This is a genomic window from Zongyangia acetica, from assembly GCF_038739695.1.
Lineage (GTDB): Bacteria > Bacillota > Clostridia > Oscillospirales > Ruminococcaceae > Zongyangia > Zongyangia gallinarum.
In genome coordinates, this window is record NZ_JBBEWN010000003.1 from 152075 (window position 1) to 165636 (window position 13562).

Consider the following 13562-nt stretch of genomic DNA (forward strand, 5'->3'; position numbering starts at 1 on the left):
AAAAATACCGTTATTTGTCGGAATCACGGGTCAAGTCATAGGCAGCGCCGAATTTAAGCGGACCAAACTTGTTTTCGCTCTTGGTCTCGCTCTTTGCAGGCTGGCTCAGTTCCTGAATGCCCTGAGCGATATCTGCGTGATAATCTGGCTTAAATGCAGAGCTGCTCTTTTTTATGATAAATTCATCCTCTTCAGCCACTTCCTCAACAGCAGCCGCTTCGTCGGATTGGGAATTCTCTACAACAGAAATGGACGGCCCTTCGTTGAGCTTGGTTTCCTCGGGCTGAACCGCAGCATCCTCTTTCGGTTCAGAAGAGGAAATATCGTCAATATTGATTTCCACCGCATCTTCCTTTTCATCGTCAAAATCAGGAAGCGCTGTGATTAACTCTAAATGGGCTTTATACAGGGAAAGTAATTTCTCTTTAAAGTTTTTAACTTCCGTCTGCATCAACTGCAGGGCGTACTGCTCTTTTTCGATTTTATGCTGAGCATTTTCTACGATGCGTTCTGCCTTAATCTGAGCATCACGCATAATGAGCTCCGCCTTATTTTTCGACTCTTTGACAATATTGTCTCCCAGTTTCTGGGCGCCGATCAACGCGGCACGAAGGCTGTCCTCGTCGTTCCGGTACTCCTCAACCTTGTCAGCTAAAACCTCAATTTTAGCCTCCAGTTCATTTTTCTCGGCCTGAAGGGCAGCCATAGCCGATGCAACTTCCTGCATGAAAACATCTACGTCCTCAGGCCGGTAACCGGAAAATTTAGTCTTCTCAAAAGTTTTGTTGGCAATCTCATTCGGAGTTAACATTCCCTGTCCTCCCTCTCACTTATATGAATTTTTTCGTATGGATAAAGGTTCTGCCCTTACGGGTTGTCCCTCCGATGCTGTCAACCAGAAATCGTCCATATCCGCGAATGGAGAGTTGATCTCCCTCCTCCACGGTTTTGTCCTTGTCTTCGCACACCAGAAAATTTAGCGCCACCAATCCAGATGTAATGAGACGCACTGCTTTTTCACGGCTCAAAGAAAGCAGCAGTGCAACGACACAATCAAGGCGCATAGAACTGACCGTACCTTCCGACTCTACAAAATGATGGAGGGCAGGCAAAGGGTCTTGAAAACCATCACTGATTTTTACACCTTCTCTGCCCACCTTGGACAATTCATTTTTCACTAGCCGAGCCGCAGGTTCTCTGAGGAAAACTACGCACCGACCTGGCTCTATCAGAATGTCGCCAACACTGTCCCGGGTAATATTAAGGTGCATCAGCGCCCCCAGCACATCCCGATGTGACAACTGCGCTTCCCTGCGAAAGGTAAGTGTCAAAGCACACAGAGGATAATCTCCTACCTCTGGCTCACAATACGGCGGGAAAAAGCCCGCCATCGTTCGTTCACTTCCCGGATATCCACCGAAAAAATCCAGTGTAACATCCACAGGTTTGATCATGGACTGAATTACCGCAGATTGGTGTAAATCCAAAAAGCCCAGGAATTTTGGCGTGTATTGATCCCGGGCAAATATGAAACAATCTTCGGCCCGGGACAAAAGAAGTTTGTCCTCAGGCGAAGATAAAACTGTCGTCATCACATTTCTCCCGTGCAAGCAATATTAAAAGAAAACGCCATTGCTCTCCAGCTCATCCAGGAGTTCTCCTTTGATGTCTACGTTATAGGGTGTAATAATATAAGTGCTGTTAGCGACTCTCTGCAGATGGCCATTGTTGGCATAAGCCACACCGCTTAAAAAGTCAAGCAGCCTTCTGGCAACATCCCGATTGGTAGACTCCAGATTCAGTACCACTGTGTGTTTGGAATTCAGATGGTCAGCTACAGCGCTGGCATCGTCAAAGCGCTCGGGCTTTACCAATACGACCTGCAGCTGTGTTGTGGCATGAATGTTTACCACCTTGTTGCGCTGCTTTCCAGCCGTATCCTCTGCCGGAGCCTCCACCTCGTCGTCAAATTTAGAAGAAATTATATCCATGTCGTCATCTTCGTAGTTTTCGTCAGGTATTCCCATAAAGTTCTTGAATTTGTCCATCATTCCCATGACAAAATTCCCCCTTAATAGTTTCGTTTGCCGAAGATTGCTGTGCCAAGACGTACCATGTTAGACCCATGGCGGATTGCAGTCAGATAATCGCCTGACATTCCCATCGACAATAAATCCATAGAAACATTATCTATTTTTTTCGTGCCGATGTCAAGAAATAGCTGATACATTCTGTCAAAATAGTCCTCCAAATCTGAAATTTGATCACAAATTGGAGGAATCGCCATCAGTCCAGCTACATGGATATGGGGATATGCAGAAGTTTCCTCCACAAAATCCAGCACCTTATCCGGATCCAGACCTGACTTGCTCTCTTCCCTTCCGATATTGACTTCTAGCAGCACTTTCATCCTTTTATTCAGTTTTGCCGCCTCTTTTTCAATTTCAGCCAGCAATCGGTGGTTGTCCACCGATTCAATACAATCCACTTCCCCTATAATGTATTTTACCTTATTGGTCTGCAGATGTCCGATCATATGGACAGAGACATCGTTTCGATGATATTTGTCCTTCTTAGAGAGAAATTCTTGTACCCTGTTTTCCCCCAGGAGCTTGATACCGCAGTCAATGGCGGTATTGACAAAAATAGGGTCTACTGTCTTTGTTACCGCCATCAGTGTAATATCATCCGGGTTTCGCCCACAGGAAAGCGCCGCCTTAACGATCTCCTCACGAATCCGATCAATATTTTCCCGTATCTGTTCCTGTTTCTCTTTAACTGAGTAACTTTCCATCATATAAATCTGTCCCTTCTACAATAATCTCGTCAAACAATTGCAGTGATCCATCTGTATCCAATTCGTCAATGGAACTGAGGACAAAATCTTCTCCAACAAATATGGGATAAATCTGTTTAAAGCTCACTCGGTCTCCAATGCGGACAAAAACGCCCTGTACATTGTTTTGAATCCGGATCGCTTTCTCAGGAACACGCAGTCCAGTATAGCTTTCAAACTGAATCTGCGCCTGTGCCGTCCTCATTTGAGCAAGATCAGAAGACATACGATTACACCGGATAATAACAATATTATTTTCTGAGGTATCATCACTGAAAATCTTCATAACTTCCCCAGGAACGCTTTCCTCATCAGTCTCACTAAAACTCAGACTAACATCAGAACCTTCTACAAACTTCGAGGCATCATCTGCGGACACCTGAGCCGCATAAAACCAGTTAAACTCACTGATGATCTTTCCTATATGCCCGCTTTGAGGCTCTATCTCTTGGGCGATGAGATCTTCATACTCTTTAACACTCATCTGATCCATTGCCTCAAACTTCAGTGTTTCCTCCAATCCATCAGTAGAACCTACAAAATACCCGGCCAAAGGAGATGTAATCGTCTGTTCTGTTCCAGCGGCAGCCGTACTTTCCAATTGCTCCTTTTCCGCAGTCAATTCTTGGATTGTAGCGCTGAAATCGGTAGTATTACCAGTGGACATCTGTTTTTTATTGATAAGAGAGACCAAATTCATCTTGGTATCTTCTATCTCTCCCACCTGCCCAGATGAAGCAGCGTCAATGTAATTTCCTAATTCATCTGCAATCTGGCGAGTGATAGAATCCGAATTGGCATAATAGCCGCTGCCAGCGCTTTGGGCTTCTTCCAAAATCTCGATTTGATTGGCCAGTTCTTCAATGCGCACCTTATCGGCCGCATACTGTTCTGATGGATAAATTTCAGCGATCACACTGCCCTGGGATACTTTGGTCCCATCAGCGTTGACATAGCTAATGACATCGCCTGTCTGGCCATCAATTACTGTCTCATCACGAATCATAATTCCTTGGACATCTATGCTGTCCGCCACCGTGAAGTTAAATGCCGTCTCTGTCCGATAGGGAGCATAAAAATAACGCACCGCCTGATAGCCGGCATAAATAACAAGGAATAAAGAAAACACAAAGATTAAAACCTTACCAGTTCGGTTATTCATTGCTAGACCTCAGACTTTTATTCTATACTTTCCTTTTCCGTCTGATCCAAAATGCTGATGGCCCGAGACGGGGTAATGGTGGAAATCGCATGTTTATATACCAAATTCTGTTTTCCCTCGGTGTCGAGAATGACAGTGAAACTGTCAAAACCCTTGACAACACCTTTGAATTGGAAACCATTGGTCAGATAAATGGTCACCGTAATTTTTTCCTTCCGTGCCTGATTGAGAAATACATCTTGTAAATTCATATTTTTGTTCATTTCAAACCACCATTTCTCCAGCGAACCTTGCAAAGGAAAGAAACGGATTCGTCGCTGGCAAAAACCCGCTTTTCCTATTTCCTATGAATCAACTTTTCTGTGTCTGAGCAAGCAACACTGAGCTATATTTTATCATACCATAATTTTGTGTCAGATTTGTTGATGGGCTTTTAAATATATCTTATCACAGTATTCCACTTTTTTCCAGTATTCTTTGCGCTGACCGAAAAACTTCATCATAACCATGGAGAGTATCAGGCAAAATCCACTGAATCCGCTGATCTCTGCGAAACCACGTGAGTTGTCGCTTAGCGTATCGCCGGGTTTCCCTTTTTAGATTCTCCACAGCTTCCTGATAGGAAATCTGACCATCAATATACCCCTTAAGTTCCTTATAGCCTATGGCCTGCCGGGCTGTTTTTAGATCTCCTCTGGACAAAATATCCTTTGCCTCTTCCAGCAGCCCCATCTCCAGCATTTGGTCCACTCGAAGATTAACGCGGTCATACAGCTTCTGCCGGTCGGCGTAGGCAATACCGATCATACATAGCTGGTACTGGCTTTCCTTTTCTTTCGCCCTTTTCTGCATTTCTGACATAGGGATTCCAGTGGTCTGATAAACTTCGATGGCGCGGATCACCCTGCCCACATTGTTGGGATGTAATTTTTCACAGAGCAAGGGATCAATTTTCTGTAATATCGCAAACAAGGCATCGTTGCCCTTTTCCTGTGCCAAGCCCTGTAGATTCTGACGAAGTTGGGGATCAGTTTTTATCTTTTCAAAATTCACATTGTCAATCAAGGAATTAATATAGAGACCAGTTCCACCCACTAGCATAGGGAGTTTCTGCCTGTTTGAAATATCCGCGATTGCTTCTTTCGCCTTTGCACAATACTGAGCGACGCTAAACTCCTCATCCAGGGATAAAAAATCAAAAAGATGATGGGGGATGTCCTGCATCTCCTCAGCCGTTGGCTTGGCCGTGGCAATCTGCATTTCCTTATAAATCTGCATGGAGTCAGCGCAAACGATTTCTCCATGGTAGCATCGGGCCAGGTCAATGGAGAGCCGGGTCTTTCCAGATGCAGTTGGTCCTGTAATGACCAAAAGAGGAATTTTCCTATCCAACCTCGCATCCTCCTTTATTCTTGACCATCATCCTATCCTAGCCTACCGAATTTCTTTTCCAGCTCTGTTTTTTTGATCACTATAGAAACCGGCCGGCCATGAGGACAGTATTTCGCATCGTCATCTTGCCGCAAAAGGGTAATAAGCTGCTCTAATTCCAGAGTATTCCTTTTGTCATTGGCCTTCATCGCCGCCTTACACGCCATGGAATGGTAGAGATCATCCATAACCTGAGGCGTCAGATCTTTTTTATGTTCCAAGATGGAAGTTGCAATTTCACAAACACAGTTCTCAATCTCCGCCGTATCCAGCATCATGGGAGCACTACGAACAAGAATAGTATGATCGCCAAAATCTTCCACGTCAAAGCCGAGAGCGGCATAGGCTTTCACATTTCCGCAGACAGCCTCATGTTCCGGCGGCGTCAGCGTCACCATCACCGGAGACAGGAGAAACTGCCGATCCATCTCACCGAGCCCAGCCTTCAGCCGGTTATATAGCAGCCTCTCATGGGCTGCGTGCTTATCAATGAAAACGACTTTTTCTCCTTGTTCCAGAATCATATAGGTGCGGAAAACCTCTCCCACCAGCCGATAGCCGTCCTCTTCCTTTTGCATTCTATTGGCACTTTCAGAGATCTCTTTTACATTTTTTTCTGTCTCTTCCTGCTGATCTGCCTGGATAGGGCGCAGTGATGGTGAAGTAGTTTCATCCACCGGAATTGCCGCTTTAGGTTTCAGTTCATAGGTAAAGGTGGTGGTATCCTGAAGTGGCCGCAGCTTCTCCCTTTCAGGGGAGGTAAAAATCATCTGTGGACGGTAGGCAGCAGCTTTTGGGGGAACAGGATTCTCGCGTTCAACCAGAGTGCTTTTTCTGGAAGACGGTTTTATCTCTTCAAAGTGAACTTGATTCTTTACAGCATCAATCTGTTCTGTTGCTTTAGCAGCAGACACAGTTTGGCCGGTGGGAGAAACATAAAGCTCCGGCTGATCCCCCGACTTCATAATCGCAGATTTCACCCCGTAATACACAAGGTCAAAAATCATCTTTTCGTTTGCGAAACGAACTTCGATCTTTGCGGGATGGACATTGACGTCTACCATATTTTCCGGAATGGTAATATGGAGCACACAAGCGGGAAATTTTCCCACCATGATGCTGTGTTTATATCCTTCCTCCAACGCTACCATGCAGGTTTTGGATTTGACAAAACGTTCATTGACAAAAAAGTTCTGCATGGTGCGGTTTGCTCGGGCCGCATAGGGTTTTGTAATATAGCCTTGCAAGGTAAGGGTACCACTGGTAAAATTCACCGGTATCAAATCATCAGAGAACTTCTTTCCATAAACTGCATAAATAGTGGATTTTAAGCTATTATCTCCCGGTGTATACAGCCGCTCCTGATTATCCCTCAGAAAACGGATGGATACATTAGGATGAGAAAGCGCAGTTTTCTCCACAACATTGGCGACCGCATTCCCCTCTGAAACGTCTTTTTTCAGAAATTTCATCCGAGCCGGGGTATTGAAAAAAATATCCCGCACAATAATGGTCGTCCCTTTGGGGCATCCAGCGTCATCCAGGCTTTCCACTTCACCACCTGACAAGGTGATGCGGGAACCTACGGTCTCCTCCTGGGTTTTGGTCAGCATCTCTACTTTGGATACCGCCGCAATAGAGGCCAGAGCCTCTCCTCGAAATCCCAGTGTCCCGATGCTTTCCAAATCTTCCTCGCTCTTAATTTTACTGGTGGCATGGCGCAAAAAGGCGTTTCGGACATCCGCCCTTTCAATGCCACAGCCGTCATCCGTAATCCGTATATAGGAAATGCCACCATTCTTTATCTCTACCGTAATGGAAGATGCACCAGCATCAATGGAATTCTCCATCAGCTCTTTAATAGCGGAAGCTGGCCGCTCTACCACCTCGCCGGCAGCAATCAATTCGGCAACATGTTTGTCCAGCACATTGATAACAGGCATCTTTCCACCACCTTCTCATTATTTAAGCATGTTCTTTAATTCGTATAGCTTGTTGAGCGCTTCAATCGGCGTCACCGTGTTAAGATCAATATTCCGGATGGTATCCGCCAACTGGTCATTGACCGACTGGGCAAAGGAAATCTGCATAGAGTCCTCCGCTGCCGCCGCAGGCTTCCTGCCTCTCCGGTGTTCAGCCGGTGTTTTTCCTGCCTCTAGGGCCTTGAGCACCTCATGGGCCCGCTTGATCACCGGATCGGGAATGCCCGCCAGCTTTGAAACCTCGATTCCATAGCTATCATCTGCCCCACCACTGACAATGCGGCGCAGAAAGATAATCTCATCGCCTCGTTTTTTTACCGCAATATTGTAATTTTTTACCCCGCTGATAGTATCTTCCAATTCCGTCAGCTCATGGTAATGGGTGGCAAACAGGGTCTTGGCCCCTAGCTTTCTCTTATCAGCGATATACTCGATCACAGCCCGTGCAATGCTCATGCCATCATAAGTGGAGGTTCCCCGTCCGATCTCATCGAGAATGAGAAGGCTGTTGGATGTGGCATTTTTTAGAATATAGGCCACCTCGCTCATCTCCACCATGAAGGTAGACTGTCCCGCCGAAAGATCATCCGAGGCGCCAACACGGGTAAAGATGCCATCTACAATTCCGATATCCGCACTTTCTGCCGGAACAAAGCTCCCCATCTGTGCCATGAGGACAATCAAGGCGACCTGCCGCATATAGGTAGATTTCCCCGCCATATTAGGCCCGGTAATGATGGCCACCCGGTTTTCGTTTTTATCCAAAATGGCATCGTTGGGGACAAATGGCGCGTCGCTGATGGCCTCAACTACAGGATGCCGCCCCCCTTTGATTTCTACTCTGCCCTCTAAATTGATGTGGGGCCGAACATAGCGGTTCTTTACCGCCACCTGAGCCAGAGAGCAAAATACGTCCAGCTTGGCCACTGCCGTTGCGGTAGCCTGAATTCGATGCAGGGCACTCGCCACCGTTTTCCGAATCTCTTCAAATAACTGATTCTCCAAAAGGATAATCTTATCCTTGGCTGTAAGAATCAGCTCCTCCAATTCCTTGAGCTCCTGGGTAATGTAGCGCTCACAATTGGTCAGGGTCTGTTTTCTTATGTATTCTTCAGGTACTTGGCTTAAAAAGGACTTTGTTACTTCGATATAATAGCCAAACACCCTGTTATATCCAATTTTTAAGTTTTTAATCCCGGTTTTTTCCCGCTGAGACGCCTCAATATTGGCCAAATACTGTTTCGAGTTGTTCACCACGTCCCGCAGGGAATCCAGTTCTTCATTGTATCCATTCTTGATGACCCCACCCTCTTTCAGGGTAACTGGCGGGTCGTCAATAATAGCGTTTTCAATCAAAGAGGCAATATCCTCCAGCGGATCAATGGCATTTTCGATCTGCTCCAGATAGGTTGCCTGGAAAGGGGCAAGAATTCCTTTGATTTCGGGTAATTTTTGAGCTGTAAAGGCCAGTGCCTTTAGTTCTCTTCCATTGACACTCCCATAGACAATACGGGTCATCAGGCGCTCCATGTCAAAGACACCGCCCAGTAATTCCATCAGATCTTGGCGCGCCACATTGTTTTGGGACAATTCATCTACAGCGCCTAAACGTTTAGTGATAATGGTGGGATTGACCACCGGCTGCTCAATATAGGTTTTCATCAGCCGCTTGCCCATGGCTGTCTTTGTCTGATCCAGCACCCAAAGCAATGATCCTTTTTTATCCCCGGAACGCAGCGTTTTGGTCAGTTCCAGGTTTCGCCTTGCCACCAGATCCAAATTCATGAATTGAGTTTCCTGATACAAGTTGATGGTCATCAGCCTCTCGACACCGGTTTTCTGGGTGTCATATAAATAACGAATCAGCCCCCCTAAACTCTTAAGGGCCGCTTTCTTCTCAAAAAGTCCCAACTTTTCAAGATCCGTGTCCGCAAATTGGCTGGTTGCTCTGGTCTTGCAACTTTCTTCTTCAAAATAGCCGTCATCGAGCACATCATACATGCAGTTGAGCTTATCTTTAAAAAACTGGATGACCTGTTTCTTCTCCGCTAAGGTATGATTGGCTACTACCTCACTAGGAGAGAATCGGCTGGACTCGTTCATAATCTTATATTCCACTTCGTCAGTGGAAAGTTCGGTTACATAAACTTCGCCTGTAGAGATATCCGCGAAGCTAAGCCCACAGGCATAGGTATCTAGATAGGCACAGCAGATAAAGTTATTGCTTGCCTCATCCAGCATACTGTTTTCAATCACAGTTCCGGGCGTAACAACCCGGACAACTTCCCGCTTGACAACGCCTTTGGCAAGGGCAGGATTCTCCATCTGCTCACAGATGGCTACTTTATAGCCCTTTTTCACCAGCCGCGCAATATACGCTTCACAGCTGTGGTAAGGAATTCCGCACATAGGTGCTCTTTCCTCCTGCCCACAGTCCCGTCCTGTCAAGGTCAGTTCCAGCTCTTTGGAGGCGGTAATGGCGTCATCATAAAACATTTCATAAAAATCCCCAAGGCGGAAAAACAGAAGCTGATCTTTGTGTTCACTTTTGATCCTAAAATATTGCTGCATCATGGGTGAAAGCTCGGCCACTGTCATTTCCTCCTTGAAAATCTTTATGTTTTGTCACGTTAATCAGATGGCTCTAAGGATTAATGGCATCCAGCGCAGCTAGAGCAGCTGCCGGTGCAGGAGCTAAGCTCCGTATCCGGATCCTCACCGTTAACAGAAAGCATGAGAATCTGGCTGACCTGATTCATCATGGTATCAATTGCCTGCTTGGCCTGGTTAAAAGCGATCATGTTTTCATTGCCAATGATGCTGTTGTAAATTTCTTTGATCTCACGATCTAAGGAGGCCAATTTGGACTGATCCTTTTCTTCCTTACCCAGTTCCTGGTTAAGGCTCATCTTTTTCAGGTTAAATTCAGAAATCTGCTTCTGCAGTGTAGGATCATTGTCGATAAGGTCCTTAGCTTTCATCAGTGCCAGGTAATTTTCGTCTTTCTGGATGGCCTTGCCCATCTCTCTTGCCATTTGAATAATATCCATGGTTATATCCTCCCAAACTTTTTTCAAAATGATTTATTTTAAGGGTCTCCCCACTAAAATACAGCTTTGCCAAACACCGCCCAGTTGGCTGCCCGGTCTATCTTCACATCAACAAAAAGCCCTTTCGCGCTTTCATCACCCGGGAATTCCACAATGATATTCTGCTCACTTCGTCCCGTCATCGTTCCCGGATGTTTTCCAGGACCTTCCACCAATACACGGAGAGTCTGTCCGATCAGTCCTCGATGCCGCCGACTGGCAATCTCTTCCTGCGCCTCTATAATCTCTCTGAGCCATCTGGATTTCTCTGCATAAGGCACTGGATCTTCCATCTGTGCGGCCTTTGTCCCCTCCCGCTTAGAATAGATAAAAGTATAAAGGCTGTCGTATTCTATCTCCTGAACCAACCGGAGAGTTTCTTTGAAATCCTCATAGGTCTCCCCTGGGAATCCTACCAAAATATCGCTGGTGAAGGACACTTCTGGAATCTTCTTTCGGGCATACTGGATCAGCTCCATATATTCCTCCCGGGTATAATGGCGGTTCATTGCCGCTAACACCCGGCTGCTGCCCGACTGGACCGGTAGATGGATGTGGTTGCATACTTTGTCGCATCTGGCAATTGTGTCAATTAGCTCATGAGTACAGTCTTTGGGATGGGACGTCATAAACCGGATGCGAAAATCCCCTTCCAAGCCGTTGATTTTCTCCAGCAGTCCTGCAAAGGAGAGAGGTTTTTTCAGGGTTTTTCCATAGGAGTTGACATTCTGCCCAAGCAGTGTGATCTCTTTATATCCTTGCGCGACCACCCCGCGGATTTCCTCCAGAATTGCTTCCGGTTCCCTGCTGCGCTCCCTGCCTCTGACATAGGGTACAATACAGTATGTGCAGAAGTTATTGCACCCATACATAATGGGAATCCACGCCTTAAGCCCATCCTTTCTGCGCACCGGCATTCCCTCAATGATCTCGCCCGCGCTGTCATGGATGTCAAATATCCTCTTGTTTCGGCTCAGCTTATCTAGTAAAAGCTGTGGAAACGAGGACAAGGCATGGGTACCGAAAACCAAATCTACATAAGGATAGCTTTTTTTAATGCGTTGGGCGATATGCTCCTGCTGAACCATACAGCCGCACAGTCCGATGATAAGGTGTGGATTTTGTTCCTTCTGACGTTTAAGTTCTCCTACATTGCCAAAAACACGATCCTCCGCATTTTCCCGGACCGCACAGGTATTAAAAAGGATCAGGTCCGCAAGGGCGGTTTCTTCTGTAAGTCCATACCCCATTTGAGAAAGCATTCCTCGAATCTTCTCACTGTCCGCCTCATTTTGCTGGCAGCCAAAGGTCCGTACACACGCCATAGGAGGATGGTCAAAGCGCTCTTCCAATAAGCTTTTTACCTGGGAAATATAGCTTTGCTGAGCCTCCCAGCCAATCCTCTCAAGTTGCATAGCAGTGCCTTTAGATGTAGTAGAAATCTCTATCTCTAAATCTTTGCTTTGGAGCAAAACAGAAACTCCTTCCAAACGATGAAATTCAAATAATTATATCATTTTTTGCCCTAAGATTCAACCAATAATCCCCTTGTCCTGGCTTTTCGGCATCACGCAAATAAAAATACAGCCGATAGTAATCGGCTGTATTTTTATCTATCTTTCAGTTTGCCAGTAGGAAACACTATAAGGGGGCAGCGTACTTCCGCCGCCAAAATCATGGAGCTGTCCTGTAATCAAATCCTTTCCCTGTCCTGACTGAGCGTCAAAATGGGCTACATAGGGCTGTGAATCTGCATTGACGGCAACAATGACCCGCTCTGTATCACATCTGCGTTGGAATATAATCTGACGATTGGTGAGAACCAGCGAGGTATAATCACCGTAGCAAAGGGCAGAACTATCTCGGTGTGCCTGGGCCATGGCTGCAATCTGCTGGGTCAAATCGTTGAAAATAGGTCCGTCAAAACAAGGGCGCAAATTGGCATCGCTTCCCTGCTGTTTTACCCCTTCTGTCCCCCATTCGCTACCGTAATAGATGCAGGGAATCCCCGGCATGGCAAAAAGGATACCATAAATTAAAGGCAGATGTTCCGGATTGGTCAGAATACTGGCTACCCGAGTCACATCATGGTTGTCCACAAAATTGAGTAGATGCTTGCCCTTATACAAAGTCCAATTCTCCGGGCCGAATTGGCGCAAAAGGGAATGACCAATTTCAAACATGTTCATGCTGTTAAAACTGGAATACAGCCCCTTATAACATTCGTAGTTGGTTGCAGAGTGGAGCATCTGGTCATTGACCAATTGATTGTAGTCTCCGTGGAGCATTTCTCCCACCAGGAAAAAATCTGGTTTGAGGCCCTGACAAAAATCGTGGAGCCGACGTAAAAAGTCTCGGTCAAGCATATAAGCCACATCCAGCCGCAGTCCGTCAATGTCAAATTCCTCTACCCAGCCCCGGATGCAGTCAAAGAGATGGGCAATCACTTCCTCATTGCGCAGGTTGAGCTTGACTAGTTCATAGTGTCCTTCCCATCCTTCGTACCAAAGGCCATCATTATAATTACTATTACCCGAAAAGTTGATATGAAACCAATCTTTATAAGGTGAACCCTCTCTATTTTGCAGTACATCCTGAAAAGCCCAGAATCCCCGCCCTACATGGTTAAATACGCCATCTAGAACAACCTTGATTTTATTTTCGTGAAGCTGCCTGCAAACTTTTGCAAAGTCTGGATTTGTTCCCAACCTGCAGTCCAGTCGGCGATAATCTCTGGTATCATAACCATGGGAATCCGAATCAAAAAGAGGAGAAAAATAAATGGCATTCGCACCTGTCTGCAAAATATGAGGAATCCACTCCGCCACCTTCGCAATACGCGGAACAACCAATCCGTCGTTTTGCTCTGGCGCGCCGCAAAATCCCAGAGGATATATTTGATAAAAAACGCTCTCATCAGCCCACATTACCGTCATCTCCTTTTAACAGCAGAAAGCACAATTTAAATTAAGTATACCATGTCCCCAACCGGATTACAACTTTGGGGCGAGTCCGATGAAGAGAATACAAAAACCGCGGAAAGTCTTCCTTTCCGCGGTTTT

General features: G+C 46.0%; 12 protein-coding genes. All 12 read right to left on the reverse strand.

Annotation, left to right across the window (positions count from 1 at the left end; genetic code table 11):
- Positions 1-10 precede the first annotated feature (10 nt).
- Positions 11-811, reverse strand: coding sequence for a DivIVA domain-containing protein (locus tag WGC32_RS04015; protein WP_191482224.1), 801 nt, complete (start codon positions 809-811; stop codon positions 11-13).
- 19 nt (positions 812-830) lie between these two features.
- The gene (locus WGC32_RS04020) at positions 831-1592 is read right to left on the reverse strand and encodes a YlmH/Sll1252 family protein (RefSeq protein ID WP_191510090.1); all 762 of its coding nucleotides are present in this window, start codon (positions 1590-1592) and stop codon (positions 831-833) included.
- A 24-nt stretch (positions 1593-1616) separates the two neighbouring features.
- On the reverse strand, positions 1617-2057 hold the full coding sequence (locus tag WGC32_RS04025) for a cell division protein SepF (RefSeq protein ID WP_191482222.1): 441 nt from the start codon (positions 2055-2057) through the stop codon (positions 1617-1619).
- A gap of 14 nt (positions 2058-2071) precedes the next feature.
- Positions 2072-2797, reverse strand: a complete 726-nt coding sequence (locus WGC32_RS04030; protein ID WP_191482221.1) for a YggS family pyridoxal phosphate-dependent enzyme — start codon at positions 2795-2797, stop codon at positions 2072-2074.
- Complete coding sequence (locus tag WGC32_RS04035; RefSeq protein WP_342680761.1) at positions 2775-3998, reverse strand: HlyD family efflux transporter periplasmic adaptor subunit; 1224 nt, start codon at positions 3996-3998, stop codon at positions 2775-2777. Before WGC32_RS04035 ends, WGC32_RS04030 begins: the two co-directional genes overlap by 23 nt.
- Before the next feature lie 17 nt (positions 3999-4015).
- On the reverse strand, positions 4016-4261 hold the full coding sequence (gene hfq / locus WGC32_RS04040) for an RNA chaperone Hfq (protein WP_191482219.1): 246 nt from the start codon (positions 4259-4261) through the stop codon (positions 4016-4018).
- Positions 4262-4445: 184 nt separating this feature from the next.
- Complete coding sequence (miaA, locus tag WGC32_RS04045) at positions 4446-5390, reverse strand: tRNA (adenosine(37)-N6)-dimethylallyltransferase MiaA (RefSeq protein WP_342680762.1); 945 nt, start codon at positions 5388-5390, stop codon at positions 4446-4448.
- Between the two features lie 32 nt (positions 5391-5422).
- Positions 5423-7372 carry a DNA mismatch repair endonuclease MutL gene (mutL, locus tag WGC32_RS04050; RefSeq protein ID WP_342680763.1) on the reverse strand — a complete coding sequence of 650 codons (1950 nt, stop codon included), beginning with the start codon at positions 7370-7372 and terminating at the stop codon, positions 5423-5425.
- A gap of 18 nt (positions 7373-7390) precedes the next feature.
- Positions 7391-10009, reverse strand: a complete 2619-nt coding sequence (gene mutS, locus WGC32_RS04055; protein WP_462933615.1) for a DNA mismatch repair protein MutS — start codon at positions 10007-10009, stop codon at positions 7391-7393.
- 53 nt (positions 10010-10062) lie between these two features.
- Entirely contained in the window at positions 10063-10461 is a 399-nt protein-coding gene (locus WGC32_RS04060) for a YlbF family regulator (RefSeq protein ID WP_191482215.1), read from the reverse strand.
- Positions 10462-10514: 53 nt separating this feature from the next.
- Positions 10515-11972 carry a tRNA (N6-isopentenyl adenosine(37)-C2)-methylthiotransferase MiaB gene (gene miaB, locus WGC32_RS04065; protein ID WP_342680765.1) on the reverse strand — a complete coding sequence of 486 codons (1458 nt, stop codon included), beginning with the start codon at positions 11970-11972 and terminating at the stop codon, positions 10515-10517.
- A 141-nt stretch (positions 11973-12113) separates the two neighbouring features.
- On the reverse strand, positions 12114-13427 hold the full coding sequence (locus tag WGC32_RS04070) for an alpha-amylase family glycosyl hydrolase (RefSeq protein WP_191510088.1): 1314 nt from the start codon (positions 13425-13427) through the stop codon (positions 12114-12116).
- Between the last annotated feature and the right edge of the window lie 135 nt (positions 13428-13562).

What these genes read in the sequence shown, in the direction of transcription:
- WGC32_RS04015 (WP_191482224.1), bottom strand. Translation starts at nt 811, where the DNA reads ATGTTAACTCCGAATGAGATTGCCAACAAAACTTTTGAGAAGACTAAA.
- WGC32_RS04020 (WP_191510090.1), bottom strand. Translation starts at nt 1,592, where the DNA reads ATGACGACAGTTTTATCTTCGCCTGAGGACAAACTTCTTTTGTCCCGG.
- WGC32_RS04025 (WP_191482222.1), bottom strand. Translation starts at nt 2,057, where the DNA reads ATGGGAATGATGGACAAATTCAAGAACTTTATGGGAATACCTGACGAA.
- WGC32_RS04030 (WP_191482221.1), bottom strand. Translation starts at nt 2,797, where the DNA reads ATGATGGAAAGTTACTCAGTTAAAGAGAAACAGGAACAGATACGGGAA.
- WGC32_RS04035 (WP_342680761.1), bottom strand. Translation starts at nt 3,998, where the DNA reads ATGAATAACCGAACTGGTAAGGTTTTAATCTTTGTGTTTTCTTTATTC.
- hfq (WP_191482219.1), bottom strand. Translation starts at nt 4,261, where the DNA reads ATGAACAAAAATATGAATTTACAAGATGTATTTCTCAATCAGGCACGG.
- mutL (WP_342680763.1), bottom strand. Translation starts at nt 7,372, where the DNA reads ATGCCTGTTATCAATGTGCTGGACAAACATGTTGCCGAATTGATTGCT.
- mutS (WP_462933615.1), bottom strand. Translation starts at nt 10,009, where the DNA reads ATGACAGTGGCCGAGCTTTCACCCATGATGCAGCAATATTTTAGGATC.
- WGC32_RS04060 (WP_191482215.1), bottom strand. Translation starts at nt 10,461, where the DNA reads ATGGATATTATTCAAATGGCAAGAGAGATGGGCAAGGCCATCCAGAAA.
- WGC32_RS04070 (WP_191510088.1), bottom strand. Translation starts at nt 13,427, where the DNA reads ATGTGGGCTGATGAGAGCGTTTTTTATCAAATATATCCTCTGGGATTT.